Consider the following 25025-nt stretch of genomic DNA (forward strand, 5'->3'; position numbering starts at 1 on the left):
CATGACGGTGATCTTCACGCAAGCGTCAACCATGGAGATCACCACCAGCACATCACAGGATGCGACTGATCAGTTACCCAACACTTTCTCAGACGTCCCGCAGGGCGACCGCCCGCAGTCTCAGCCGCCGCGGCTGGAGCGTGATTCCGATGCGGGGTGCCGTGTCGGTCTCGGGAAGCGCGGCGAAACTCCACCGCGGGGCGACCGTCGCCAGGATGATCGCCATCTCGGCCATGCTGAAGTGGTCCCCGGGGCACTTGCGGTTGCCGGTGCCGAACGGCATCATCGCCTGCCGTCCCGCGTCGGCGACCCGTTCGGGAAGCCACCGGTCCGGGTCGAACTCCAGGTGCCGCACGAAAGCCCGCGGGTCCCGCTGCATCGCATAGGGGCTGTACACGATGTCCGCCCCGGCCGGAATGCGGTACCCACCGAGTACGGAATCGGCCACCGCCCGCCGGGTCAATATCCATACAGCGGGCCGTACGCGCATCGCCTCGGTGATGACATTCCGGGTGTGCGTCAGCCGGGGCAGGTCACCGAAAACAACCGGACGTCCACCGGTGACGTTCCGGACCTCGGCCCGCAGGCGGTTTTCCTCCGCGGGGTGCTCGGCCAGCAACTGGAACGTCCACGTCAGTGTCGAGGCAACGTTTTCCGCGCCCGCCACAAGGAGGGAAACCGTCTGATCGTGGACCTCCTGATCGCCGAGGACTTCACCGTTTTCGTCCTTTGCCGCGAGCAATGCGGAGAGCAGGTCTTCACGATCCGTGGCCGAGTTGCGGCGCTCCGCCACGATCTCGTCGACAAGGCAGTGCAGATCGGCCAATGCGTCTTCGAACCGGCGGTGCGCCGGTAGCGGGAGTTTATAGAACGGCCCCGCCGACAGCACCATGCGCCGGTAGAGCCCGCCGAAGACGGTGTGCAGCGAACTGCTGAGCCGTTCCGCGCGCTCGTCGATCGACTCGACGTGCAACAGCGAACGGGCCACGATCCGCACCGCGGTGCGGAACACCTCGTCGCCGAGGTCGACGGCGGCCCCGGGCCGCCACCGCCCGGCCATGGCACGGGCCTCCTGCTCCATCACGGCCGCGTGCTCCGCGATCCGGTCCGCGCGGAACGCGGGCTGGATCATCCGCCGTTGGCGCCGGTGGACCTGACCGTTGCTGGTGGCGACGCCCTTGCCGATGAGCAGTTCCATGGTGTCCCACAGCGGACCGCCGACCACGAAGTCGGGGCTCTTGAGCAGCGTGGCCACGAGCGCCGGATCGCACACCGCGTACGCCGCCCGGGGGCCCAGTCTGATCCGCACCAGTTCGCCGCTGCCGCGCAGTCCGGCGAGGAAGCCGAGCGGGTCGCGCACGAGGTTCCACGCGTGCCCGAGGAGGGGCGCACCGCCCCCCGCCCAGGGGGGCGCGGGTGCGCCCGGCGCGGACGGGTCCGCCGTCGCGGTGCTGGGGCCGTCGGTCATCGCTCTCCTCCGGGCGCGGGCGGCTCGTCCTGGTCACTGACGTACGGGGGCGTGGAGCGGTCGGCCCAGCTGTCGACCTGGTAGCGCCCCGACTCGTGGTGGAACCAGTACACGGAACTGATCCAGTTCCGCATGTTCGACACATTGAGTTCTACCGCGGCGGCCAAGGGTTCCCCGCGCCAGGTTCCGTCTCTCAATCCGCGTACCAGATCGCCCACCTCCCGTTCCGCTTCCAGGAATTCCGTAATGCAGTCACCCACCCTGCGGCGTACCTCTGCCACAGCGTCCTCCAAAGTCATTCCTTCATGTCGGATGAGACTGATGCCGAGATTGTGGTACTCATCGCCCGCTATTTCCTTGGGCAAGGAGCAGAGGTCGTTGTACCAGGCGGCGAAATTCTGACAGGCGAGTCCTGCCCGCCGATACGCGGAATGCTCTCGAACGTGCTGTGGAATTTCGTACCGCGCAGCGGGTTCCAGAAGGTCGAGCCAGATCCAGTGGGCAAAGGTGAGGCGGCGGAGTTCCAGATACTCGTCGACGGTCGGAACCTGACCGGTCGTCCGGTTCTGGAATTCGGTGTCATACGCCTCGATCACCTCGTGGAAGTGCCCGGAGAACCGGGCGTTCCAACTCTCGCCCAGGAACGAGTACAACCGGACCATGCTGTCCGCGAATGCAGCGACCAGTGCGTCGTCGTGGTGCAGGTGGTGCCACGGTGCATCGAGTGCATCGTGGAGTCGCTGCCGGAGCCGGCCCCAGGCCGCGCTCCGGCCGTGCACGACGTCGCGGTCGTGACGATCGTCCCAGACGAAGAACCACGCACTGTAATCGGCAATTGCCTGGAGCACATCCGTGGGCGCGCCGATGTAGTAGCCGGCCATCAGATCCGTGTAGCGCAGCCCGTCCGCATACCTGGCGACCTTGTCGGCCGGCATGAGTCGCTTTTCCAGAAGCCAGGCGCGGGTCACCTCCTGGAGTTCCGGCCAATACGGGTGCACCTGCCGTGGAAACAGCTCCTCGATCACCGGAAGCGCGAGTGCCGGTGGAACTGCGATCTGCGTCGTTGTGGTGCTGTGGGAGAAAGCAGGCACGAGCGTCCCCTCTCAGTCGGCCTTACCCACACGGTAGGGCGCACTTACCCATCCCGTACCGCGCCGTCGCGCATCCCCGCGCACTTTCCATTCAGCACTACATCTGACCGAGTAGGGAACAGATTTACTCCGCATACTCACCCAAGCTGCCGAGAACGTCCCCATCCGTGACCGGATGGGGATCGCGTGCGCCGCGCAACACAACGGGCGCACGCGGGCGCACGAAACGGCGCCCGGCGAGAGCGTGTCTCAGCCGGGCGCCGTTCGTGCGCGGTCGGTACGCGGCCAGGGGGACCCCACCGGGCACAGCGGTCACAGCGGTACCGCCGAACCATCTGCGCGAGGGGTCCACGGGCGGCCCCAGCGGCCCCCCGCAGCAGGGTGCGGTGTGCCTCGGCGTGCCGGAACTCGTCTCCCCCGCTCGGGGAGGCACCTCACCGGAGGTCAGCCGTTGGCCACCACGGGATACCGCGGAGTGCCCTCTTCCATCTGGCGCAGAGCGTCCTTGCGATCCCGCTTGGACAGACGGTCGATATAGAGCTGACCGTAGAGGTGGTCCGTCTCGTGCTGTAGACACCGTGCGAAGTACCCACTACCGCGCACTACTACGGGGTGACCCTTCTCGTCCTGCCCCGTGACGACGGCATAGTCCGGGCGAGCCAGTTCCGCATAGGCCGTCGGCACCGACAGGCAGCCCTCGTTGGAGGTGTCGAGCACCCGCTGGTCCGCAGGCAGTTCCCGGAGCACCGGGTTGCACACCACACCGACGTGCCGCGTTCCCGAGTCGTCCATGCAGTCGTAGACGAAGACCTTCAGGTCCACACCGATCTGGTTGGCGGCGAGTCCCACGCCCTCGGCGGTGCGCTGGCTGGCGAACATGTCGTCCACCAGCTGCGCCAGTTCCCCGTCGAAGGCGGTGACGTCCTTGCACTCCGTGTGCAACACCGGATTGCCCACCACGGTGATCGGACGGGAGGTACCGCGCTCGCGGTACGCCGCCTCCCGGGCCTCGCAGTCCTCCGTGTCGATGACGAATCCCTCGTCGTCCACGGGGAGCACCCCGCCGTGCTGCTGATCGGTGTCCTGCTGGGCCATGTCCGACGTACGCCTTCCTACACTGTGTCCCGCCCGGAACCGGTCCCTCCGGGAGCCCCGGTGGGGACGCACGGTTCCGGGCGACTGCCGCCACACAGCCTACGGCGCCCGGCACCGCGCCCGGACGGGATATGGACGATCGTCGTCCCCCCGCGAGCGCATCACCCCTCGGGTCAGCACCCCTCGGGTCAGCACACCTCTTCGAGGTCCCGCCAGTCCCGGGTGCCCGGACTGTCCGCGACCCAGCCGTCGAGCAGGCCCCGCACCAGCGAGGCGGGGGCGGCGATCCCGCACTCCCGCTCGGGCACCCACTGGTGACCGTCGGTGCGGTGACCCAGCGGTCCGGGCTGGCCGGGCTCGCTGTGATCGTGCGGGTCGAGGTGCTCGCCGTCGCCCTCGTCGCTGGGCATCCGGCTCTCGGAACACATCCGGCACAGCAGCCGCACCGACGAGGACCAGTCCTCGGCGGCGTACCCGGCGTCGGCCGCGAGCCGCTCCAGGGCGTCCCGGTCCTCCTCGCCGTCCGCCTCCAGCAGGACCACCCAGGTGGGCACGGGCGAGGGCGCCCACAGTTCGATCTCGTCGAAGACCGGGTACGCGTGTCCGGCGGCGGTGGTCCGCTCCCCGTGCGGCACCCCGTCGTGCAGGACGACCTCGCCCCAGCGGCGCCCCGAGGAGGGCAGCGGAATGGAGAGCACCTCCATCCGCGCCGGGTCCAGTCGCCGCCCCCACACCACCTCGGCCTCGCCCTCCGGGGAGAGCCGCACGGCGGCGCTGCCGAGCTCCATCCCGACCGGTTCGCCGGCGTAGCCGCCCGTACCGGGCCGGCCGCCGGGCACCTTCAGTCCGTACGCCTGCCAGGCGCGCCGGGCGAGCGGCCAGTCCTGGAGCGCGGTCGCCGCGATGCCGACGTTCCACCAGTCGGGCGCCCCGGTCTCCCGGTCCAGCAGGGCGACGGCCCGTAGCCCGGCGGCCCGCGCCTGCTCCCAGTCGTGCCGGAACTTGTGCAGCAGGGCGAGGTTGAACCAGGACTCCGAGAGCCACGGTTCGAGGTCCGCGGCCCGGGTCAGCAGGGCCCCCGCGTCGTCGTACCGGCCGTCGCCGATGAGCGTGAACGCCCGGTCGGTGGCCTGCCGCCAGGACGCGGAGGGCCGGTGCCGTCCCTTGCCGAAGATCCTCATTCCCGCCTGCCGTCCTCACGGGGGGCGCGGATTACCGCCCCGCCCCCACAGCGTCTTCCTTCGCATCCAACCACGACCGGTCGGAGCGCCGCTCATTACCCATGGGTTACCCGGTGACGGACGACGTATGGCTGCGTTCTGGTGCGCTGTCCCGTGCGGGTGCGCTGAGGTTGCCCGCGCAGTTCCCCGCGCCCCCTGCGGTGCGCTTCCGTGCAGGTGCGCTGTTGCGTGCGGGTGCGCCCCGGCGTTCGCGCAGTTCCCCGCGCCCCTTGGGGGCCGCCCCCTGCGGTGCGCTGCCGCGTGCGGGTGCGCTGGGGTGGGCTGGGGCTCCCCTGGAAGGTGCCGGTGGTGGGAGTGCCCCGATCAGGGGCGCGGGGAACTGCGCAACAGCGGAACGCACCCCCGCAGAACAGCGCAGCCCCACCGGGGCGCACCGAAGGGGCGCGGGGAACGGCGCGAGCAACCACAGCGCACCCGCACAGGACAGCCGAACGTCAGCGCTCAGGCGCCTTCCGCGGAGGCGGGGACGTCCGTGCCGGACCGCTCCGGCAACGGCCCGCCCAACGGCTCGGTGACGGTCTCGCCGGAACGGATCAGCTCGATCCGCCCCATGACCTTGGCCCGCAGGTCGGTGGGGACGTCGTCATGGCCGCAGCACCGCTTGACCAGCTTCTTCACGGCCTGTTCGAGCCCGTACTTCTCCAGGCACGGCGAGCACTCCTCGAAGTGCGTCTCGAACTTGGTGCAGTCACCCTCGGGCATCTCCCGGTCCAGGTACTCGTACAAGTGGTCGAGTACCTCGGTGCAGTCCGTCTCGTGCGGCTCTCCGCAGCTCATGAGCCCGAGCCTTTCGCTTCGTTCGACTCTCCGGCACCGGCCGGGACGAGACCGCGGTCGCGCGCGTAGTCCTCCAGCATGCCGCGCAGCTGGCGGCGGCCCCGGTGCAACCGGGACATGACCGTCCCGATGGGGGTACCCATGATGTCCGCGATCTCCTTGTACGCAAAGCCCTCGACATCGGCCAGGTAGACCGCGATGCGGAACTCCTCGGGGATCGCCTGGAGCGCCTGCTTCACGTCCGAGTCCGGCAGGTGGTCGAGCGCCTGCGACTCGGCGGAGCGCAGCCCGGTGGACATGTGGGACTCGGCCCGCGCGAGCTGCCAGTCCTCGATCTCCTCGGCGGCACTGCGCTGGGGCTCCCGCTGCTTCTTGCGGTACGAGTTGATGAAGGTGTTGGTGAGGATCCGGTACAGCCACGCCTTGAGGTTGGTGCCCTCGCGGAACTGGTGGAACGACGCGTACGCCTTGGCGTAGGTCTCCTGCACCAGGTCCTCGGCATCGGCCGGGTTGCGCGTCATGCGCAGGGCCGCCGAGTACATCTGGTCGAGGAACCCGAGCGCGTCCCGCTCGAAGCGGGCGTTGCGCTCGGCCGTGCTCTCCCCGGGCTGCTCGGGCCGTTCCGCCTGGCCGTTCTCGGTCCCCGCGTCGGTCCCAGTGACCGGACCCACCTCCTCAAGCGCCGTGCCGGAGCCGAGGCCGGCTCCGTTCGCTTCGGAGAATAGTCGACCGGGGCCCTCGGGGGCGGTCCGGCCGTACGGGGCCAGGGGTGCCAGGGGCAGCTCGGAGGTCGCCGGTACCCGGGCGGGCGCCGCCTTCGGCGACGGCAGCACCGACCACTGGAGTCCGGCGGTACCGCTGCGGCTCGGGTGCGTGATCGACCCCATGCGACGCTCTCCCTCTTCCCTGACGTTCCCGACTGCTCCGACCGTGGCCGTCCGGCGGCCCGGTCCCGTGAACGTCCACGGGCGCTCGGGTTCCCACTGTTCGCGTCAACAGCACCCGGGCGCCCGGCATTCCCCACCGGACACGACGGCCTCAGCGCTGCCGGGTGATCCACTCGATGACCGCGTCGGTCAGTACGCGCAGCGCCTCGTCCTCGGTCACCGGGGCCCGCTTGGCCACGTGGAAGGAGTGGTCGCCGTGGTCCACCTCGACCAGTTCGTACGGGCCGTCGGGGAACTCGTCCGGCTGGCCGAAGGGGTCGTTGCCGCCCTGGACGACCAGGGTCGGGACCCCGGCGCCGAGCAGTTCGTCGGCCCGGGAGCGCTCCGGCCGGCCCGGCGGGTGCAGGGGGAAGCTCAGCGCCAGCACCGCGCTCGCCGCCAGCTCGCGCGCCGTGCGGCAGGCCACCCGCGCCCCCGCGCTGCGCCCGCCCGCCACCACCGGCAGCCCGGGGGCGGTGAGCGCGGGCCACAGGTCGCGCCAGGCGGCGTCCAGGGTCTTCGGGGCGGGGGCCAGCTTCTTCCCGGCGACCCGCCAGGGCTGCTCCACCAGGGCGACGGTCGTGCCGTGCCGGGGCAGCTCCCGTGCCAAGGCCAGCAGGTCACGGGTGCCGGTGCCCGCGCCGGCGCCGTGCCCCAGCGCCAGCACCCGCACCGGGCGCTCGGCGGGGTGCCAGGTGATGCGGGCCTCCCCCTGGCTGGTGGGGACGGTCTCGCCGGTCGGGGCGGGAGGGTGGTCGGTGCTCACGGGGACATCCTGACGGCTGGGGCGGCGCGGGGCGGGGAGGCAGGCCGCGGTGACGGCGCCGTCACCGCGGGAGCAGCCAGCGGGTGCCCCCTATCAGGGAGCAGAGGGAGACCGCGTGGAAGAAGAACAGCCACAGGGCGGCGGGCACGTTGGTGAGCCGGGACAGCTGGTCGGCGTCCGAGTCGCCGGCCCCGCCCCGGCGTCGCTTGGCCTGGAGTTCGAAGGCGGGACGGACGCCGCCCAGCAGCAGGAACCAGACGACCGTGTAGGCGAAGGCGGCCTGCACCTGGGGGCCGGCCAGCCAGGAGACCAGCAGGAAGGCACCGCCCGACAGGACGACGGTGAGTGCCCCGTACGCGTTGCGGATCATGACGAGCAGCACCAGGAGGAGGGCGGTGGCCAGCCACAGCAGCAGGGTGATGTGTCCGGCGCCCAGCAGTGCGGCGCCGCCGAGGCCGAGCAGCGGGGGCGCGGTGTACCCGGCGGCGGCGGTGAGGATCATGCCGATGCCGGTGGGTTTGCCCCGGCTGACGGTCAGTCCGGAGGTGTCCGAGTGCAGCCGGATGCCGTCGAGCCGACGGCCGGCGAGCAGGGCCACCAGCCCGTGGCCGCCCTCGTGCGCGATGGTGACGGCGTTGCGGGAGAGCCGCCACGCCGGGGCCGGGACGACCACCAGCAGCGCGGCGAGCGCCGTGGCGACGACGACCCAGGTGTCCGGGTCCGGTTGGGTGCCGGTGACGCGGTCCCAGAGGTCCGTGGCGCTGGCGATGGCGAGAGTGTTCATTTTCCGGGCGGCTCCCTCAACCGGGCGGGGGTCTGGCAGTGTGGCACGTATGTGCGGACGGTATGCGTCGAGTCGTAGGCCCGAGGACCTCGCGGGGATCTTCGCGATCGAGAAGTGGGAACCCGAGGAGACCCTGGAGCCGGACTGGAACGTGGCGCCCACCAAGGAGGTCCACGCGGTGTTGGACCGTCCCTTGAAGGACGCCGCGGACCCACGTCCGGTTCGCCAGTTGCGCAAGCTGAGGTGGGGACTCGTCCCGTCCTGGGCGAAGACGCCCGAGGGCGCCGCCCGCATGATCAACGCACGTTCCGAGACGGTGCACGAGAAGCCGTCGTTCCGGCGGGCGTTCACGACGCGGCGCTGCATCCTGCCCGCGGACGGGTACTACGAGTGGGTGACGGGCGCCGGTGAGCGGGACCTGGAGGTCGAGGGACGCAAGAAGCGGCCCCGCAAGCAGCCGTACTTCGTGACCCCGGCCGACGGATCGGTGTTCGCGATGGCCGGACTGTACGAGTTCTGGCGGGACCGCACCCTGCCCGACGACCATCCGCGCGCCTGGTGGGCGACGTGCACGGTGCTCACCACGGAGGCGGAGACGACACCGCTGGCCGGGGCGCCCGCCGAGGGGCCGGCCACCCTCGCCCAGATCCATCCCCGGATGCCGCTGATGCTCACCCCGGACCGCTGGGACGCCTGGCTGGACCCGTCCCGCACCGACCCGGCGGAGCTGAGCGCCCTGCTCGCCCCGCCGCCCACCGGCCTGGTGCGGGCGTACCCGGTGGCCACGGCGGTCAGCAACGTGCGCAACAACGGCCCCGAGCTGCTGACGGAGCTCGATGGCCCGGAAGAGGCGACGCTGTTCTAGGGGCGCCCCTGTTCCAGGGGCGGCACCGCTCTCGTGGGCGGGCGGGCCGGGTGCGGCGGGCACCCGTACCCCACCTCTGTTACCAGGACGTTTCAGCTCATTTGCCCGAGAATCGTGCTGACGTCCAGCCACTAAGGTAAAGAGCATGACCGAGACTGCCGCGCATCCCGCCCTCTGGCCCGCCCCGCACGCGAGCGGAGCCGTCACCGCGACGGTCCAGGTGCCCGGTTCGAAATCCGTCACCAACCGTGGCCTGGTGCTCTCCGCCATCGCGTCCGAGCCGGGCTGGCTGCGCCGGCCGCTGCGCTCCCGGGACACCCTGTTGATGGCGTCGGCACTGCGTTCGATGGGCGTCGGCATCGAGGAGACGGTCTCGTCCGGTTCGTCGCAGCCCGCGGCCTCCGGTTCCGTTGCGGGCGGCGGGGGCGAGGCGTGGCGGGTCATCCCGGCGGGCCTGCACGGCCCGGCCACCGTGGACGTCGGCAACGCGGGCACCGTGATGCGCTTCGTCCCGCCGGTCGCGACCCTCGCGGACGGTCCGATCCGCTTCGACGGCGACCCCCGCTGCTACGAGCGCCCGCTGCACGGCGTGATCAACGGGTTGCGCGCACTGGGGGCCCGGATCGACGACGAGGGACGCGGCGCGCTGCCGCTGACCGTCCACGGCAGCGGCGCCCTGGAGGGCGGCCGGGTCGAGATCGACGCGTCCTCGTCCTCGCAGTTCGTGAGCGCGCTGCTGCTGTCGGGGCCGCGGTTCAACCAGGGCGTCGAGGTCCGGCACGTGGGCGGGCCGCTGCCGTCGATGCCGCACATCCGCATGACGGTGGACATGCTGCGTCGGGCGGGGGCCCAGGTCGACGCCCCCGAGTCGGGCGGCGAGCCCAACGTCTGGCGGGTCACCCCGGGCGCGCTGCGCGGGGTGGACCTGACCGTCGAGCCCGACCTGTCGAACGCGCAGCCGTTCCTCGCCGCCGCGCTGGTCACGGGCGGCCGGGTCGTCGTCCCCGACTGGCCGGAGCACACCACGCAGCCCGGTGACCGGCTGCGGGAGATCTTCACCGAGATGGGTGGTTCCTGCGAGCTGACGCCCGAGGGCCTGGTGTTCACCGGTTCCGGGAAGATCCACGGCATCGACGTGGACCTCAGCGAGGTCGGCGAGCTGACCCCGGGCGTCGCGGCGGTCGCAGCGCTGGCGGACTCCCCGTCGACGCTGCGCGGAGTGGCGCACCTGCGGCTGCACGAGACGGACCGGCTGGCCGCGCTCACCGAGGAGATCAACGGGCTGGGCGGCGACGTGACGGAGACCGCCGACGGTCTGGTGATCCGCCCCCGGCCGCTGCGCGGCGGCACCTTCCACACGTACGACGACCACCGGATGGCCACGGCCGGGGCGATCATCGGTCTGGCGGTGCCCGAGGTGCTGATCGAGAACGTCGCCACGACGGCCAAGACCCTCCCCGACTTTCCCGATCTGTGGACCGGGATGCTCGGGAACTGACGGACGGTTCGATCATGCGCCGCTACGGCAAGCACACCGACGAGGACGACATCCGGTTCCGCCCGAACCGCAAGGGCAACCGTCCCCGCAGCACCATCCGGCCCAAGCACGAGGACGCCGCGGACGGCATGGTCCTCACCGTCGACCGGGGACGGCTGACCTGTCTGGTCGACGGCCGGGTCGTGGTGGCCATGAAGGCCCGCGAACTGGGCCGCAAGGCGGCGGTGGTCGGCGACCGGGTGTCCCTGGTCGGTGACATGTCCGGCGCGAAGGACACCCTGGCGCGGATCGTGCGGATCGCGGAACGCACCTCGGTGCTGCGGCGCACGGCGGACGACGACGACCCGTACGAGCGGGTCGTCGTCGCCAACGCCGACCAACTCGCGATCGTCACCGCCCTCGCCGACCCGGAGCCCCGGCCCCGGCTGATCGACCGCTGTCTGGTGGCCGCGTACGACGGCGGGCTGGACCCGCTGCTGATCCTCACCAAGTCCGACCTCGCGCCGCCGGACAAGCTGTTGGAGACCTACGAAACCCTCGGGGTGCCGTACGTGGTGACCTCGCGGGACGGGTTGGCGGACGGCGGCGCCGCGGAGTTGGTGCGGGGGCTGCTGGACGACAAGGTCACCGCGTTCGTGGGCCACTCGGGGGTCGGCAAGACCACCCTCGTCAACGCCCTGGTGCCCGAGGAGCGGCGACGTGTGACGGGACACGTCAACGCGGTCACCGGCCGGGGTCGCCACACCACCACCTCCGCCCTGGCACTGCCGCTGTCCGGGGCCGCGGGCTGGGTGATCGACACCCCGGGCGTGCGGTCGTTCGGGCTGAACCACGTGGATCCGTCCCGGGTGATCCTCGCGTTCCCCGATCTGGAGCCGGGCACGGTCAACTGTCCGCGCGCGTGCAGCCACGACGAGCCGGACTGCGCCCTGGACGCCTGGGTCGCCGAGGGGCACGCGGACCCGGCGCGGCTGTACTCCCTGCGGCGGCTGTTGGAGGTCCGGGAGCGGCACGACGGCGACTGACCGACACGTTCGGGCGTGCGGCGCGGCCGTGTGGCGTCCGTCCCGGTGGGGGCGTCGCGTGTTTGCGGGACCCCCGGACAGGTGAAGGCATAATCGCACCGAGCCTGACCCAAGCCGGACGAAGCGGCCACGGAACGTGGGGACCCCGGGAGGCATCACATGGCGTGGCTGCTGGTCATCGTCGCCGGACTGCTCGAAACCGGCTTCGCGGTCTGTCTGAAGTTGTCCCACGGGTTCACCCGGCTGTGGCCCACGATCGCGTTCGCCGCCTTCGCCCTCGGCAGCTTCGGACTGCTGACCCTGGCCCTGAAGCGGCTGGACGTGGGCCCGGCCTACGCGGTGTGGACGGGGATCGGGGCGGCGGGGACGGCGATCTACGGGATGGTCTTCCTCGGGGACGTGGTCTCCACGCTGAAGATCGTGTCGATCTCCCTGGTGGTGGCCGGGGTGATCGGGCTTCAGATGTCGGGCTCCGCGCACTGAGCCCGGTCGCCGAGCGCCTCGCGCACCAGTTCCGCGGCCGTCCGTGCGGGGGGCGGCGCGTACACGCAGGACAGGGCGAGGCGCAGGGCGATCTCGGTCGCCCGGGTCAGTGCGGCCCGTTGGACGGCGTCCGCCGCGGGCGGCGCCAGTGCGGTGACGGCACGGTCGCGGACGTGGGCCAGCAGGGCGCCGGGGGACGGCACCGGCCCGTTGCCCGGACGGGGTGCGGGCAGGGCGGCGGGGCCGGAGGGCTCGGCGGCGAGCGCCCGGGCGGGTAGGCGCGGGCCCCACTGTCCGGTCAGCGTCGAGCGCACCAGCGGGTTGCCGCGGGCGGTGGTGACCAGCCACTCGGCCAGGGCCGGCAGACGGGCGAGGGGCTCGCCGGGGCCGGTGAGCACCCGGTCGACGCCCGCGAGGCAGCCGTCGACCTCCCGGTGGACGAGGGCACGGGCCAGCCCGTTCTTGCTGCCGAACTCGTTGTAGAGGGTCTGTCGCGACACCCGGGCGGTGGCCGCCACGTCGGCCATGCGCACGCCGGACCAGGAGGTCCGGGCGAGGGCGTCGCGGGCCGCGTCGAGCAGTAGGGCGCGGGCCGCGGTCATGCTCGGCTCCTCACGGACGACATCGATGTCGGTCCGGGCCCGGGGTACGGGGACTCACCGGGATCACGGACCCGCTGTCAGCGTTGACGGCACCCGGAGCACTGTCAAGGCCGGCGACCGGTTGCTCCCCGCTCCGCTCCCGTCCCGGTCGCCGGACGGGCGGTGGCCCCCGGACCGGCCCGCTGGATACTGTTCGGCCATGCCCGACTACCACGATGACCTGCGGTTGGCCCATGTGCTCGCCGACGCCGCCGACGCCGCCACCATGGAGCGCTTCAAGGCCCTCGACCTGAAGGTCGAGACGAAGCCGGACATGACCCCGGTGAGCGAGGCGGACAAGGCGGCCGAGGAGCTGATCCGCGGTCAGTTGCAGCGGGCCCGTCCGCGGGACGCGGTGATCGGCGAGGAGTACGGCATCGAGGGCACGGGCCCGCGGCGCTGGGTCATCGACCCGATCGACGGCACCAAGAACTACGTCCGCGGGGTCCCGGTGTGGGCGACGCTGATCGCACTGACGGAGGCGGCCGAGGGCGGCTACCAGCCGGTGGTGGGCCTGGTGTCGGCCCCGGCGCTGGGCCGCCGTTGGTGGGCGGCGAAGGGACACGGGGCGTTCAGCGGACGCAGTCTGACCTCGGCGTCCCGACTGCGGGTCTCCCAGGTCTCCCGGCTCGCCGACGCCTCGTTCGCCTACTCGTCGTTGAGCGGCTGGGAGGAGCAGGGGCGGCTCGACGGCTTCCTCGACCTCAGCCGAGCGGTGTGGCGGACCCGGGCGTACGGGGACTTCTGGCCGTACATGATGGTCGCCGAGGGTTCGGTGGACCTGTGCGCGGAGCCCGAGTTGTCGCTGTGGGACATGGCTGCGAACGCGGTGATCGTGTCGGAGGCGGGCGGGACGTTCACGGGGCTGGACGGTCGTCCGGGTCCGCACAGCGGGAACGGCGCGGCGTCCAACGGGCTGCTCCACGACGAGCTGTTGGGCTATCTGAACCAGCGGTACTGACGACGGCGGGCCGGTGGCTCGTCCGGGGGGCGGCGCCAGCGAACCGAGCGCTCCGGTTTCCGCAGGACTTCACGCTACGTGACCACACCCCCGGGACCGTCACCCGGAGTAGAGGATTTCCGGCCGTTCTTCACCCTCTCCACCCCCTTGTTGGCGGGTACGGCGGCTGCCACTCTGAAGGTCACTCCACTTGTGAACTTGTGAACTCGTTCGCAAGGGGGCTCCGTAGAAGCAGGAGGTGGCTTTCGACCATGCTCGTCCGCGACGCCATGAGCACGGTGGTCCTCACCATCGGCCCCGCGCACACCCTGCGCCGGGCCGCTTCCCTGATGTCGGCCCGCCGCGTCGGTGCGGCCGTCGTCCTCGACCCCGACACCAGCGGGCTCGGCATCCTGACCGAGCGCGACATCCTCGTCTCCATCGGCCTGGGGCAGGACCCCGACCGGGAGACGGCCGCAGCCCACACCACGACCGACGTGGTCTTCGCCGCCGAGGCGTGGACCCTCCAGGACGCCGCGGACGCGATGACCCGCGGCGGCTTCCGCCATCTGATCGTGCTCGGCGACAGCGAACCGGTCGGGGTGGTCTCGGTCCGCGACGTCCTGCGCTGCTGGGTGCCGACGCGGCGCCGGGCGGCCAGCGCGATCGGCTGACCCCGGGCGCACGACGTGCGACGGCCGGGCGGATGACCTCCGCCCGGCCGTCGTCCCACACACCGGGGGCGTGGCGCGGGTCGACCCCGCACCGCACCCCCGTCGCCCTCAGCCGCGCAGGGCCTGAACCGCGGCTTCCAGACGCTTTCCGAAGTCCCCGTCGGCCTGGCGGAAGTTGTTCACCGCGCGCTCGACGATGTCGTCGCGCGACACCTGGGCGATGGCTCCCGAGAGGTTCTCGATCAGACGGGACTTCTCGTCCTCCGACATCAGCCGGTACAGGTCACCGGCCTGGACGAAGTCGTTGTCCTCGGCGTGGCCGGGGGCCACGTGGTTGGCGGTCGATCCGGTGACCGTGGTGGCCGCCCACAGCGGTCGGTCGGTCTGGAACGGGCCGCCGAAGCTGTTGGGCTCGTAGTTCTTCGCACCCTTGTGGCGCCCGTCGTACAGGAAGCCGTCCCGGCTGTTGGTGCGCGCCTCGGCGGCGTGCGGACGGTTCACCGGGAGGTGGTCGGCGTTGATGCCGACCCGGTAGCGGTGGGCGTCCCCGTACGCGAACAGCCGACCCTGGAGCATCTTGTCCGGGGACGGGCCGATGCCCGGCACGAAGTGCGCGGGGCTGAAGATCGACTGCTCGACCTCGGCGAAGACGTTCTCCGGGTTGCGGTTCAGCTCCAGCTTGCCGATCTCGATCGGCGGGTAGTCCTCGTGCGGCCACACCTTGGTGAGGTCGAACGGGTTGAAGCGGTAGTTCGCCGCCTCGGCCGCGGGCATCACCTGCACCTGGACCGTCCAGGACGGGAAGTCGCCGCGCTCGATCGACTCGCGCAGGTCCCGCTGGTGGCTGTCCGGGTCCTCCCCCGCGAGACGGTTGGCCTCCGCCTGGGTGAGGTTCTTGATGCCCTGGTCGGTCTTGAAGTGGTACTTGACCCAGAAGACCTCGCCGGCCTCGTTGGTCCACTGGTAGGTGTGCGAGCCGTAGCCGTTCACGTGGCGGTACGAGGCAGGGATGCCCCGGTCGCCGAAGAGCCAGGTCACCTGGTGGGTGGACTCGGGGCTCAGCCCCCAGAAGTCCCAGACGTTGTCCGCCTCCTGCGAGCCCGTGTACGGGTCGCGCTTCTGGGTGTGGATGAAGTCGGGGAACTTGATGGCGTCCTTGATGAAGAACACCGGGGTGTTGTTGCCGACGAGGTCGTAGTTGCCCTCCTCGGTGTAGAACTTCAGCGCGAAGCCGCGCGGGTCGCGCACTGCGTCGGCCGCACCCAGGTTGCCGGCCACGGTCGAGAATCGGAGGAAGGTCTCGGTCTGTTTGCCCACCTCGGAGAGGAACTTCGCCCGGGTCCACTGGGTGACGTCCCGGGTCAGCGTGAAGGTGCCGTACGCACCCGCGCCGCGTGCGTGGACGACCCGCTCCGGAATGCGCTCACGGTTGAAGTGCGCCAGCTTCTCCAGCAAGGACTGGTCCTGGACCAGTACGGGACCACCGACGCCCGCCGTCTCGCTGTTCTGGTTGTCGGCGACCGGAGCGCCGGCCTCCGTGGTGAGCGGTCCCTGCGACGTCACGTGCGCCTCCTGCGTCATCCTGAGCCAGTTTGACCTCTTGGCCAATGCCGTAGCCGATCCTACAATGGACAATGTCTAAGTCAAGCAACTCTCCAAAGTCACACCCATTCGGGATCAAGGTCCCCCTGCTGTTAGGCTGATGCGCATGAGTGACCTGTTGGAGCGGCTGCGTGGACGTGGCTGGCGGATGACCGCACAGCGCCGTGTCGTGGCCGAGGTCCTCGACGGTGAGCACGTCCATCTGACCGCCGACGAGGTGCACGCGCGCGCTGTGGTGCGGCTCCCGGAGATCTCCCGGGCGACCGTGTACAACACGCTCGGCGAGTTGGTCTCGCTGGGCGAGGTGCTCGAAGTGGCGACCGACAAGCGGGCCAAGCGGTACGACCCGAACGCTCATCGGCCCCACCACCACCTGGTGTGTTCGGGCTGCGGGGCGATTCGCGACGTGCATCCGCTGGGCAATCCCCTGGGTGACCTCCCCGATTCGGAGCGGTTCGGGTTCACCGTGTCCGCGGTGGAGATGACGTTCAAGGGACTCTGTCCCCGTTGCACGAGTAACTAGCCGGACGGCGCACTTTCCGCTGGGTGCGTTGCTGTCGGGCTGCGCTGTTCCCTGCGGGTACGTCGTGGTTGCTCGCGCCGTTCCCCGCGCCCCCGGGTGGTGCCTCCTGCGGTGCGTTGTCCCCTGCGGGTGCGTCGTGGCTCGTCGCGCAGTTCCCCGCGCCCCTATCGGGGCACTCCGGCCCGGCGAATCCCCTCAGGCGAGCCTCCCGCAGGGAACAGCGCACCGCAGGAGGCAGCCCCCTAGGGGCGCGGGGAACTGCGCAACAGCGGGACGCACCTGTACGGAACAGCGCAGCCCCACTGGGTCGCACCGAAGGGGCGCGGGGAACTGCGCGAGCAGCCACGACGCACCTGCACGGGAGCACGACTAGGGCCCAGAGGCGAAGCCTCTGGGCCCTATGTCTGCAAGTAGCGGGGACAGGATTTGAACCTGCGACCTCTGGGTTATGAGCCCAGCGAGCTACCGAGCTGCTCCACCCCGCGTCGGTAAACTGAACTGTACGTGACGCACGGGTAAGGAGCAAATCACTGAGCCCAGCGCAGCGCCTCAGCGCTTGCGCGCCACCCCCCCGGCCATCAGTCGCTGCGCGACGTTCAGCGGCTCCTCGACCGGCTCGGTCGGACGCCACAACGGCAGGGACACCACCCCGGGCTCCAACAGCTCGTACCCGTCGAAGTACGCGGTGATCTCCTCGGTGGTGCGGAAGCGCCCCGTACCGAGGAGGTGCAGCATCGTCTGCTCGACGGCCCGGGCCTCCGGTCCGGTGTCGCAGAACGCCGTGATCACCAGGTGGCTGCCCGGGGGCACGTGGGACATGTACTCGTCGACGATGCCCTTGGGGTCCTCGTCGTCGTGCAGGTGGTGGAGGATGCCGACGAGCAGCATGCCGACCGGCTCGTCGAAGTTGATCAGCCGCTTGACGGCGGGTTCCTGGAGCACGGTCTGCGGGTCGCGCAGGTCCGCGTTGGAGACGCCGGTGTTCGCGTTCTCCTCCAGCAGGGCGCGACCGTGGGCGAGGACGATCGGATCGTTGTCGACGTAGACGACACGGGCGTCGGGGTTGACGCGCTGGGCCACGTGGTGGGTGTTCTCCAGCGTGGGGAGCCCGGCACCGAGGTCGATGAACTGCTTGATCCCCACCTCGGACGCCAGGTGGCTGACCGCACGGCCGAGCACGGCCCGGTTGAACCACCCCACGTCCCCGATGTGCGGCACCGTCTGCTTGACCCCTTCGGCAACCACGCGGTCAACCTCGTAGTTGTCCTTGCCGCCGAGGACCGCGTCGTACACCCGCGCGATACTGGGCTTGCTCGTGTCGATTTCCTCCGCCACCGCGACTCTCCGTCCCTGTGCCACCCGTACGGGCGATATCCAGCCGCCAGGTTAACCCCCGTGAGGCGCGCCACAGTTATCGCGGGCACCCCTTTTTTCAGGAATGACGGATCGTCAATCTCCGACTCGGCCCGCGGGTCGACGCCGCACGGTGTCAGGCGGAGAGTTCCTCGCCCAGCGCGTCCCTCAACCGGGCGGCGCGCCCGGCGACTTCCTCGGGTCCGAGGGACACCGCGAGGTCGGCCCACCGCTGGCCTTCGGCCAACTCCCCGCGCCGTGCGTGCAACAGCGCCAGCCGCAGGGCGGCCCGTCCGTGCCCGGCGCGGGCGGCCCGCTTCCACCACAGCGCGGCCTCGGGCTCGCTGCCCTCACGGGCGAGCAGCAGCCCCAGGTTGAAGGCGCCGTTGCGGCTGCCGGCCTCCGCCGCGAGGCGGTACCAGCGGGCCGCCTCGACGACGTCGCCGCGCGCGGAGGCGAACATCCCGACCCGCACCTGGGCCCGTCGGTGCCCCTGCTCGGCGGCCCGCTCGTACCACTCCTCGCACTCGGTGCGCTCCAGCACCGGCTCCCCCAACTCGTGTGCGGGAGCGGGCGGGCGGCGGGCGTCCAGCACCGCAGCGAGCCGGTACGCGGCCTCCGCGCTACCGCCGCCCGCGGCCCGTCGCAGGTGCCGTTCCGCCTCCTGCTCCTCGCCGTCGCGGAGCCTGGCGATGCCCACGTGCAGGGCGGCCTCGGTGTGTCCGGCGGCGGCGGCCCGCCCGTACCAGCGCACCGCGCCGGCCTCGTCGCCGCGCCCCTGGCAGAGGATGCCCAGGTTGAAGGCGGCGTCGACGCTGCCCGCCTCGGCCGCCTTGGAGAACCAGGGCTCGGCGCCCGCCGCGTCACCGACCTGGAGGAGCAGGACGGCGAGCGCGTTCGCCGCCTCGCGGTGCCCGGCGTAGGCGGCCTGGCGGTACCACTGCTCGGCCTGTGCGGTGCGGTCCTGCTGGGCGTACAGCAGCGCGAGGTTGTAGGCGCCGTTGACGTCGCCCGCGTCCATCGCGGCCCGGTACCAGCGCTCGGCGCTCTGCGGTTCGCCGCGCTGGGCGTGCAGCGCGCCGAGTGCGTTCGCGGCGTTGCCGTCGCCGTCCTGGGCGGCCCGCAGCCACCACACGGCGGCGTTCTCGACGTCCCCGGCGTCGCGCAGCAGGTACCCGAGGGCGCAGGCGGCGCGGGCCTCGCCGTCCTTGGCGGAGGTGAGGTACCAGCGGCCGGCCTCCTTGAGGTCACCGCGGCCCTCCAGGATGGCGCCCAGGTGGAGGGCGGCCTGCCGGTGCCCGCGCGCGGCGGCCTGGCGGTACCACTGCTCGGCCTCGCCGGCCGCCCGCGGTCGGGACGGACGGTCGGCCGGGGCGGGGGCCCGGGCGTCGGCGCGCTCGTCGAGCCGACGGGCGAGCCGGTAGGCGGCCTCCCGGTGGCCGCGTTCGGCGGCGGCCCGCATCCACTCCTCGGCTCCGGCGTCGGCGCGGTGCTCCAACAGGTCGGCGAGCGCGTACGCGCCGAGCGCGTGGCCCTGCTCGGCGGACTGGCGCAGCCAGTACTCGGCGGCGGGTTCGTCACCGCGTTCGCGTTGGTGGCGTCCGAGGGCGTGGGCGGCGGCGGCGGAACCGGCGACGGCGGCGATCCGCCACCAGCCGGCGGCCTCGTCGGAGTAGCCGCGCTGGTGGAGCAGGACGCCCAGGTTGTTGGCGGCGGCCCGGTCGCCGGCGGCGGTGGCGGCCCGCAGCCGGGGCTCGGCCCCGTCGAGGTCGCCGCGGCGCAGCAGGAGCGCCCCGAGGACGCTCAGGGCCTCCGTGTCACCGGCGTCGGCAGCGGCGCGGTGGCGTTCCTCCTCGGCCGCCGCACCGGTCTCGTCCCGGTCGACGGGCTGCGCAAATCGCCCTGTCTCCCACAGAGTTGCCTTGTCCCCCATAACATCCATCGTCGCACCACCCGCAACCTGGGCATTTCTGACACACCGCAGTCAGCGAGGTCACTACAGCGTTTTGTCGACATGCCCACACAGAGACAAGTCAAACACGTTGACCCCAACTCTCCCTGACGCTCGTGCCCTTGAGCGCGGCGTGCACACCGCCCGCGCCCGCGTCCACACACACATGACGAAGACCCGGAAGCTAGCTTGGCTTCCGGGCCTTCGCCTTCAGTAGCGGGGACAGGATTTGAACCTGCGACCTCTGGGTTATGAGCCCAGCGAGCTACCGAGCTGCTCCACCCCGCGTCGTGTTGTTTAGACCTTAGCACGGTGCGGGCGGGTGATCTTCCCGCTGGTGGAGCACCCGCCCCCGTGACGCTCGGGTGCTCGTCGGAGCGTGCGGGCCGCCCCGGGGGCGCGCGGTGTTCGCCGCGCCCCCGGGAGTGGTCCGGCCGCCCGGGTCAGGCGCCCCGGGCCGGCTTGTCGGCAGGCTTGTCGGAGGATGCCCCGGAGGGCTCCTCGTCGGGCTTCCCCGCCGGCTTGCCGTCCGCGCCCTCGTCCGCCTTCTGCTGGGCCTCCTCGGCCCGCTTCAGCGCGTCCTTGAGCTTGGTCTGGGCCTCGCCGTACGCCTTCCAGTCGTTGTCCTTCATCGCCTGCTGGCCGTCGTCGAAGGCCAGCTGGGCCTCTTCGAGTGCCTCTTGGACGGTGGGATCGGCGTTGCCCGGCGGCTCGGTCGGGGTCTCCCCCGGTGGCTGGGGCTCGTTGGTCTCCGGCTTCTCCGGCGGGCTCGCCTTCTCCGCGCCGAAGACGACGTTGAGCGCCTTCTCCAGCGTCGGTTCGAACGCCGTCTTGCCGTCGTAGGTGACCAGCACCCGGCGCATCAGGGGGTACTTCAGCCCGCCGCCGCGCACGTAGACCGGTTCCGCGTAGAGCAGTCCGCCGTCCAGGGGCACGGTCAGCAGGTTGCCGTACTCGACTTCCGAGTCACCACCACGCAGCAGCCTGATCTTCTCGGCGATGGCCGTGTCCGAGTTGAACTTGCTCTGGACCTGCTTGGGCCCGTCGATGGTCTCCGCCGACGGCATCTTCAGGATGCTGATCTTGCCGTAGTCGGAGGTGCCCGCCTCGGCGTTGACCGACATGAAGGCGCTGAGGTTGTCCCGTCCGTTCGGCGTGAACGTCGTCGTGAGGGAGAACGCCTGGTCCTTCTGGTCCGGCATCCGCATGCTCAGGTAGTACGGCGGCACGGCCTTGCCCGACCGGTTCGTCGGGTCGTCCGGCACCTGCCACACCTCGCTGCCGCTGAGGAACGCGTCGGCGTCCCCGACGTGGTAGCGGGTCAGCAGCTCGCGCTGGACCTTGAACAGGTCCTGCGGGTAGCGCAGGTGATCCATGAGCAGCGGGGAGATCTCGCTCTTGGGCTGCACCGTGTCCGGGAACGCCTTCATCCAGGTCTTGAGGACCGGGTCCTGGGTGTCCCACTGGTACAGCTTGACCTCACCCGAGTACGCGTCGACCGTCGCCTTGACCGAGTTGCGGATGTAGTTGACCTGGTTCTGCTGGGCCACCACCGCCCGCTGGTTGTTGCGCTCGGTGAGCGAGTCGGCCGTGGTGTCGCCGAGGGTGGTGCGGGACGCGTACGGGTAGCCGTTGGTGGTGGTGTACGCGTCGACGATCCACTGGATGCGGCCGTCGACGACCGCCGGGTAGGCGTCGCCGTCGATGGTCAGCCAGGGGGCGACCGCCTCGACGCGCTCCTTGGGCACCCGGTTGTACAGGATGCGGGAGCCGTCACCGATCGCGCCCGAGTAGAGGATCTGCGGCTCGCCGAAGGCGACGGCGTACGCCGCGCGGTTCAGCGGGTTCGACAGGTTGACGCCGCTGTCGCCCTTGTACCGGGTGGTCTTCTCGCCCTTGTCGTCGGAGTAGTCGATCTCGCTCTGCGGCCCGCCGACGATGGAGTACTGCGTCGTCTTCTCGCCGTAGTAGATCCGCTGCTCGTAGTCGCCGAGCGTGCCCTTGGAGGGCAGGTCCGACTCGGTGAAGACGGGGCTGCCCCCGGGGGTGGCCTCGGTGCCCTTGGCGGCGACCACGCCGTACCCGTGGGTGTAGCGGAAGTGGTCGTTGATCCAGTTGTTCTTCGGGATGCCGTTCAGGTCCAGCTCGCGCAGACCGATGACGGTGTCCTGCTCCTTGCCGTCGGGGCCCTTGTAGCGGTCCACGTCGAGGTTGGCCGGGAAGGCGTAGTAGTTCCGCATCTGCTGGAGCTGCTGGAACGTCGGCGACACCACGTTCGGGTCGATCATGCGCATGCTGGCCGCCTTGTCGGCGTCCTGGCGCAGTTTCGCCTTGTCCGTGGTGTTGCTCTTGCCCGGGTAGTCGGTGACGTTGATGTCCGCGATCCCGTACGCCTCGGTCGTCGCCTGGAGGTTCTTCTCGACGTACGGCGCTTCCTTGGCCTGCTCGTTCGGCTGGACCTGGAACTTCTGCACGATCGCCGGGTACAGGCCACCGATCAGGACCGCGGAGAGCACCATCAGGCCGAACCCGATCACCGGGAGCTGCCAGGTGCGCCGCCACAGCGTCGCGAAGAACAGCACGGCGCAGATGGCCGCGATGAAGAACAGGATCGTCTTCGCGGGCAGGTACGCGTTGGCGTCGACGTAGCGCAGGCCGGTCCAGTTGTCGGTGGCCTTGAAGTCGCTGGACTTCACGGCGAGCCCGTACCGGTCGAGCCAGTAGGCGATCGCCTTCAGCGAGACGAAGATGCCGAGGAGCACCGAGAGGTGCCCGGTGGCCGCGGCGGTGGCCCGCCCGCCGGGGCTGGTGACCCGCAGGCCGCCGTACAGGTAGTGCGTCAGGGCGGCGGCGATCAGCGAGAGCACCACCGTGGCGAAGCCGAAGCCCAGCAGGAAGCGGTACCAGGGCAGGTCGAAGGCGAAGAACGACACGTCCAGACCGAACTGGGGGTCCTTCTTGCCGAACGCGACGCCGTTCACCCACATGAGCCAGGTGCGCCACTGGCCCGCGGCTGACGCCCCGGCGATCAGCCCCACGATCGCCGTGAGTCCGAGCAGGATCCACTTCTTGTAGGGGGCGATCCCCATGCGGTACCGGTCGAGGTTCTGCTGCTCGGTCGACATCGCGCTCAACGGCGGACGCAGTCGGTGCGCCAGCCAGATGTTCACGCCCACGGAGGCCGCCATGAGCAGCCCGAAGACGAGGAACAGCCCGATCTTGGTCCACAGGGTCGTCGTGAACACCGACGAGTAGTTGACCGACCGGTACCAGAGCCAGTCAGTCCAGAACCCCGCGAACATGACGAACACCATGGCCAGCACGGCCAGGACGCCCAGTGTCATGAGCAGGGTGCGGACCCGCCGGGACGGTCGGCCCACTCTGATCCGTGGCCCGGTCGGGCCTCCGCCGCGGTCCGGCATCTGGAAAGCCAAGGTGCGCACCTCGAAGTCGCTGTAGTTCTGCTTCCGGACCCCCACGAACGCAGGGGTCTCACCTATGCAACTTACTGATGCTTTACTCGGTTCCCGGTTCCGGGGGTGAACGAGGCAGGATTGTGACCATGTCCAACACCGCCAACTCAGGCACCCCGATGGCCGCAGGTCCGCTGACGCGGGCCGTGCTGGAGATCGACGAGTACATCTCCGGGCTGGGCTGGGACCAGCCCGCCCGACTGTTCGCCCTGGTCGACACCGATCGGCTGCGCTCCCAGGAACCCACGCTCGCCGCGCGGCTCGGCCTCGCCGACGACCCCGCCGCCCCCAACCCGGGTGGCTCATTGACCCCGATCGAACAGGACGAGGTCCCGGCGGGCACCGCCCTGGACGAGTTCCTGGGCACCATCGCCTGGCCCGACGCCGTGGCCGGCTGCGCCCTGTCGGTGGAGCGGCTGATGCTGCCTCCGTCGGCCGAGGCGTCCGTCCCGGCCGGCCTGGACGGCGCGAAGCTCGCCGGTTGGGTCGCCCGGCACCCGGACCGCCAGGAGGTCCGGATGACGGTGGCGGTGCTGCGCGACGGCTCCCGCGATTCGGCGCTGCGACTGCGCGACAAGGACTCCGCGACGGACGTCCTGACCGGTTCCGACCTGGTGCCGGGTCTGGCCGACGCCTTGACGGCGACGTTCGCCGACTAGGCCCCGCGGGGCCGGACGGGTCCGCCGTCCGGCCCGGGGGGCTCAGCCCTTGGAGCAGGTGGGCAGGCGGTCCGTCCGGCCCTCGCGGATGTCCTCCAGGGACTGCATGGCGTCGTCCATGGTGTCGACCTTGACCAGGGTGAGGCCTTCGGGGACGTCCTCGGCGGCGCTCGCGCAGTTGTCCTTCGGGGTGAGGAAGAACTCGGCCCCCTGCTCCCGGGCGCCCACGGTCTTCATCTCGACGCCCCCGATCGGCCCGACCTTGCCGTCGTCGTCGATGGTGCCGGTGCCCGCGACGAACTTGCCGCCGGTCAGGTTCTCGGGGGTGAGCTTGTCCACGATGCCGAGGGCGAACATCAGCCCGGCGCTCGGACCGCCGACGTCGGCGAGCTTGATGTCGATGCTGAACGGGAAGGTGTGGTCGGTCCCGGCCTGGATGCCGACGATCGCCCGCTTGCCGTCCTCGGCCTCCTTGGTGGTGACGGTCACGTCCTCGGTGCGGGTGGCCGGCTTGCCGGTCTTCTCCGCCTCGGCCGCGTCCTTCGCCGGGATGACCGTGAAGACGACCTTCTCGCCGGGCTCGTGCCGGGTGACGAGCTTCGCGACGTCCGCGGGCGCCTTCACCGGCTTGCCGTCCACGCTCTTGATGACGTCCCCGGCGTGCAGCCTGCCCTGGGCGGGGCTGCCCTTGACCACGGAGGCGACGATCACCCAGGCCTGGACCGGGATGTCCAACTCCTCCAGTGCGGCGACCTTCGCGCTCTCCTGGGACTGGGTGAACTCCTCGGCGTTCTCCTGCTTGGACTGCTCCTCCGTCTTGCCGTCCGGGTAGAGCGTGTCGTGCGGCACGACGATGTTGTCGTGGGCCAGCCAGCCGTACACCGCCTCCACCAGGTTCATCCGGTAGTCGGCACTGGTGACGCGGACCGTCGTCATGTTCAGGTTGCCGGTCGTCGGGTACGTCTTGCGGCCGGCGATCTGGAGCACCGGCTCGCCGTCGTGTTCACCGAGCGTGTTCACGGTGGGACCCGGGGACATCTCCGAGTACGGCGTCTTGATGAGCACTCCCGCGCAGAGCAGCGCGATCAGCAACACGGTGGAAGCGAGCATCGTCGTCGTGCGGCGTGGCATGGAACGACAGTACGGGACCTGTCGGTGATCGCACCGCCCAGTCCGCCCGGACGGGTCGC

The 25025-nt window shown here is 70.8% G+C and carries 22 protein-coding genes and 2 tRNA genes; 8 read left to right on the top strand and 16 right to left on the bottom strand.

Annotated elements, in window-relative coordinates; translation table 11 throughout:
* Positions 1 to 88: 88 nt before the first annotated feature.
* The 8 genes from ACFV88_RS27145 to ACFV88_RS27180 all read right to left on the bottom strand — a co-directional run bounded on the left by ACFV88_RS27145 (position 89) and on the right by ACFV88_RS27180 (position 8148).
* Positions 89 to 1468 carry a cytochrome P450 gene (locus ACFV88_RS27145; RefSeq protein WP_385494527.1) on the bottom strand — a complete coding sequence of 460 codons (1380 nt, stop codon included), beginning with the start codon at positions 1466 to 1468 and terminating at the stop codon, positions 89 to 91.
* Positions 1465 to 2559, bottom strand: a complete 1095-nt coding sequence (gene cyc1 / locus ACFV88_RS27150; protein ID WP_385494528.1) for an epi-isozizaene synthase — start codon at positions 2557 to 2559, stop codon at positions 1465 to 1467. The genes ACFV88_RS27145 and cyc1 overlap by 4 nt, the downstream gene beginning before the upstream one ends.
* A 444-nt stretch (positions 2560 to 3003) precedes the next feature.
* Positions 3004 to 3654, bottom strand: coding sequence for a peptide deformylase (def, locus tag ACFV88_RS27155; protein WP_385494529.1), 651 nt, complete (start codon positions 3652 to 3654; stop codon positions 3004 to 3006).
* A gap of 188 nt (positions 3655 to 3842) precedes the next feature.
* Positions 3843 to 4835, bottom strand: a complete 993-nt coding sequence (locus ACFV88_RS27160) for a tetratricopeptide repeat protein (protein ID WP_385494530.1) — start codon at positions 4833 to 4835, stop codon at positions 3843 to 3845.
* A 501-nt stretch (positions 4836 to 5336) separates the two neighbouring features.
* Positions 5337 to 5672, bottom strand: a complete 336-nt coding sequence (gene rsrA / locus ACFV88_RS27165) for a mycothiol system anti-sigma-R factor (RefSeq protein WP_385494531.1) — start codon at positions 5670 to 5672, stop codon at positions 5337 to 5339.
* Entirely contained in the window at positions 5669 to 6343 is a 675-nt protein-coding gene (gene sigR / locus ACFV88_RS27170; protein ID WP_385494638.1) for an RNA polymerase sigma factor SigR, read from the bottom strand. The genes rsrA and sigR overlap by 4 nt, the downstream gene beginning before the upstream one ends.
* Positions 6344 to 6710: 367 nt before the next feature.
* Positions 6711 to 7364 carry an alpha/beta family hydrolase gene (locus tag ACFV88_RS27175; RefSeq protein WP_385494532.1) on the bottom strand — a complete coding sequence of 218 codons (654 nt, stop codon included), beginning with the start codon at positions 7362 to 7364 and terminating at the stop codon, positions 6711 to 6713.
* A gap of 61 nt (positions 7365 to 7425) precedes the next feature.
* Positions 7426 to 8148, bottom strand: a complete 723-nt coding sequence (locus ACFV88_RS27180; RefSeq protein WP_385494533.1) for a M50 family metallopeptidase — start codon at positions 8146 to 8148, stop codon at positions 7426 to 7428.
* A gap of 49 nt (positions 8149 to 8197) precedes the next feature.
* Here ACFV88_RS27180 and ACFV88_RS27185 point away from each other — a divergent pair, with 49 nt between their 5' ends.
* The 4 genes from ACFV88_RS27185 to ACFV88_RS27200 all read left to right on the top strand — a co-directional run bounded on the left by ACFV88_RS27185 (position 8198) and on the right by ACFV88_RS27200 (position 12019).
* Positions 8198 to 9013 carry an SOS response-associated peptidase gene (locus ACFV88_RS27185; RefSeq protein WP_385494534.1) on the top strand — a complete coding sequence of 272 codons (816 nt, stop codon included), beginning with the start codon at positions 8198 to 8200 and terminating at the stop codon, positions 9011 to 9013.
* Positions 9014 to 9158: 145 nt separating this feature from the next.
* The gene (aroA, locus tag ACFV88_RS27190) at positions 9159 to 10511 is read left to right on the top strand and encodes a 3-phosphoshikimate 1-carboxyvinyltransferase (protein ID WP_385494535.1); all 1353 of its coding nucleotides are present in this window, start codon (positions 9159 to 9161) and stop codon (positions 10509 to 10511) included.
* Positions 10512 to 10525: 14 nt separating this feature from the next.
* Positions 10526 to 11536, top strand: coding sequence for a ribosome small subunit-dependent GTPase A (rsgA, locus tag ACFV88_RS27195; RefSeq protein WP_385494639.1), 1011 nt, complete (start codon positions 10526 to 10528; stop codon positions 11534 to 11536).
* Between the two features lie 159 nt (positions 11537 to 11695).
* Positions 11696 to 12019, top strand: a complete 324-nt coding sequence (locus ACFV88_RS27200; RefSeq protein WP_385494536.1) for a DMT family transporter — start codon at positions 11696 to 11698, stop codon at positions 12017 to 12019.
* Here ACFV88_RS27200 and ACFV88_RS27205 read toward each other — a convergent pair.
* Positions 11995 to 12621 carry a TetR/AcrR family transcriptional regulator gene (locus ACFV88_RS27205; RefSeq protein WP_385494537.1) on the bottom strand — a complete coding sequence of 209 codons (627 nt, stop codon included), beginning with the start codon at positions 12619 to 12621 and terminating at the stop codon, positions 11995 to 11997. The two genes, ACFV88_RS27200 and ACFV88_RS27205, sit on opposite strands and share 25 nt — an antisense overlap.
* Before the next feature lie 199 nt (positions 12622 to 12820).
* Here ACFV88_RS27205 and hisN point away from each other — a divergent pair, with 199 nt between their 5' ends.
* Positions 12821 to 13621: a histidinol-phosphatase gene (hisN, locus tag ACFV88_RS27210; RefSeq protein WP_385494538.1), complete on the top strand. Its 801-nt coding sequence runs from the start codon at positions 12821 to 12823 to the stop codon at positions 13619 to 13621.
* Positions 13622 to 13872: 251 nt separating this feature from the next.
* The gene (locus ACFV88_RS27215; protein ID WP_385494539.1) at positions 13873 to 14274 is read left to right on the top strand and encodes a cyclic nucleotide-binding/CBS domain-containing protein; all 402 of its coding nucleotides are present in this window, start codon (positions 13873 to 13875) and stop codon (positions 14272 to 14274) included.
* A 108-nt stretch (positions 14275 to 14382) separates the two neighbouring features.
* Here the strand turns inward: ACFV88_RS27215 and ACFV88_RS27220 are convergent, their stop codons facing one another.
* Positions 14383 to 15855: a catalase gene (locus ACFV88_RS27220; RefSeq protein ID WP_385494540.1), complete on the bottom strand. Its 1473-nt coding sequence runs from the start codon at positions 15853 to 15855 to the stop codon at positions 14383 to 14385.
* Positions 15856 to 15982: 127 nt separating this feature from the next.
* On the opposite strand from ACFV88_RS27220, the gene ACFV88_RS27225 reads away from it, so the two are divergent.
* Positions 15983 to 16399 (top strand): Fur family transcriptional regulator, encoded by a 417-nt coding sequence (locus ACFV88_RS27225; RefSeq protein WP_385494541.1) that lies wholly within the window; start codon positions 15983 to 15985, stop codon positions 16397 to 16399.
* Between the two features lie 411 nt (positions 16400 to 16810).
* Here ACFV88_RS27225 and ACFV88_RS27230 read toward each other — a convergent pair.
* The 5 genes from ACFV88_RS27230 to ACFV88_RS27250 all read right to left on the bottom strand — a co-directional run bounded on the left by ACFV88_RS27230 (position 16811) and on the right by ACFV88_RS27250 (position 23125).
* Positions 16811 to 16884 (bottom strand) — tRNA-Met (locus tag ACFV88_RS27230).
* 64 nt (positions 16885 to 16948) lie between these two features.
* Positions 16949 to 17734, bottom strand: a complete 786-nt coding sequence (locus ACFV88_RS27235) for an SAM-dependent methyltransferase (protein ID WP_385494542.1) — start codon at positions 17732 to 17734, stop codon at positions 16949 to 16951.
* 154 nt (positions 17735 to 17888) lie between these two features.
* The gene (locus tag ACFV88_RS27240) at positions 17889 to 19694 is read right to left on the bottom strand and encodes a sel1 repeat family protein (protein ID WP_385494543.1); all 1806 of its coding nucleotides are present in this window, start codon (positions 19692 to 19694) and stop codon (positions 17889 to 17891) included.
* A gap of 223 nt (positions 19695 to 19917) precedes the next feature.
* Positions 19918 to 19991 (bottom strand) — tRNA-Met (locus tag ACFV88_RS27245).
* 155 nt (positions 19992 to 20146) lie between these two features.
* Positions 20147 to 23125, bottom strand: a complete 2979-nt coding sequence (locus ACFV88_RS27250; RefSeq protein WP_385494640.1) for a UPF0182 family protein — start codon at positions 23123 to 23125, stop codon at positions 20147 to 20149.
* Positions 23126 to 23265: 140 nt separating this feature from the next.
* Here ACFV88_RS27250 and ACFV88_RS27255 point away from each other — a divergent pair, with 140 nt between their 5' ends.
* Entirely contained in the window at positions 23266 to 23835 is a 570-nt protein-coding gene (locus ACFV88_RS27255; RefSeq protein WP_385494544.1) for a PPA1309 family protein, read from the top strand.
* 42 nt (positions 23836 to 23877) lie between these two features.
* On the opposite strand, the gene ACFV88_RS27260 is transcribed toward ACFV88_RS27255, so the two are convergent.
* Positions 23878 to 24966 carry a PDZ domain-containing protein gene (locus ACFV88_RS27260; RefSeq protein ID WP_385494545.1) on the bottom strand — a complete coding sequence of 363 codons (1089 nt, stop codon included), beginning with the start codon at positions 24964 to 24966 and terminating at the stop codon, positions 23878 to 23880.
* Between the last annotated feature and the right edge of the window lie 59 nt (positions 24967 to 25025).

It is taken from the genome of Streptomyces sp. NPDC059816 (genome assembly GCF_042732055.1).
Lineage (GTDB): Bacteria > Actinomycetota > Actinomycetes > Streptomycetales > Streptomycetaceae > Streptomyces.

Coding starts and splice junctions, on each gene's coding strand:
- ACFV88_RS27255 (WP_385494544.1), top strand. CDS start 23,266: ATGTCCAACACCGCCAACTCAGGCACCCCGATGGCCGCAGGTCCGCTG.
- ACFV88_RS27260 (WP_385494545.1), bottom strand. CDS start 24,966: ATGCCACGCCGCACGACGACGATGCTCGCTTCCACCGTGTTGCTGATC.
- ACFV88_RS27225 (WP_385494541.1), top strand. CDS start 15,983: ATGAGTGACCTGTTGGAGCGGCTGCGTGGACGTGGCTGGCGGATGACC.
- ACFV88_RS27240 (WP_385494543.1), bottom strand. CDS start 19,694: ATGGATGTTATGGGGGACAAGGCAACTCTGTGGGAGACAGGGCGATTT.
- ACFV88_RS27160 (WP_385494530.1), bottom strand. CDS start 4,835: ATGAGGATCTTCGGCAAGGGACGGCACCGGCCCTCCGCGTCCTGGCGG.
- hisN (WP_385494538.1), top strand. CDS start 12,821: ATGCCCGACTACCACGATGACCTGCGGTTGGCCCATGTGCTCGCCGAC.
- ACFV88_RS27200 (WP_385494536.1), top strand. CDS start 11,696: ATGGCGTGGCTGCTGGTCATCGTCGCCGGACTGCTCGAAACCGGCTTC.
- aroA (WP_385494535.1), top strand. CDS start 9,159: ATGACCGAGACTGCCGCGCATCCCGCCCTCTGGCCCGCCCCGCACGCG.
- ACFV88_RS27185 (WP_385494534.1), top strand. CDS start 8,198: ATGTGCGGACGGTATGCGTCGAGTCGTAGGCCCGAGGACCTCGCGGGG.
- ACFV88_RS27215 (WP_385494539.1), top strand. CDS start 13,873: ATGCTCGTCCGCGACGCCATGAGCACGGTGGTCCTCACCATCGGCCCC.
- ACFV88_RS27250 (WP_385494640.1), bottom strand. CDS start 23,125: ATGCCGGACCGCGGCGGAGGCCCGACCGGGCCACGGATCAGAGTGGGC.
- ACFV88_RS27220 (WP_385494540.1), bottom strand. CDS start 15,855: ATGACGCAGGAGGCGCACGTGACGTCGCAGGGACCGCTCACCACGGAG.
- def (WP_385494529.1), bottom strand. CDS start 3,654: ATGGCCCAGCAGGACACCGATCAGCAGCACGGCGGGGTGCTCCCCGTG.
- ACFV88_RS27205 (WP_385494537.1), bottom strand. CDS start 12,621: ATGACCGCGGCCCGCGCCCTACTGCTCGACGCGGCCCGCGACGCCCTC.
- ACFV88_RS27145 (WP_385494527.1), bottom strand. CDS start 1,468: ATGACCGACGGCCCCAGCACCGCGACGGCGGACCCGTCCGCGCCGGGC.
- ACFV88_RS27180 (WP_385494533.1), bottom strand. CDS start 8,148: ATGAACACTCTCGCCATCGCCAGCGCCACGGACCTCTGGGACCGCGTC.
- rsrA (WP_385494531.1), bottom strand. CDS start 5,672: ATGAGCTGCGGAGAGCCGCACGAGACGGACTGCACCGAGGTACTCGAC.
- rsgA (WP_385494639.1), top strand. CDS start 10,526: ATGCGCCGCTACGGCAAGCACACCGACGAGGACGACATCCGGTTCCGC.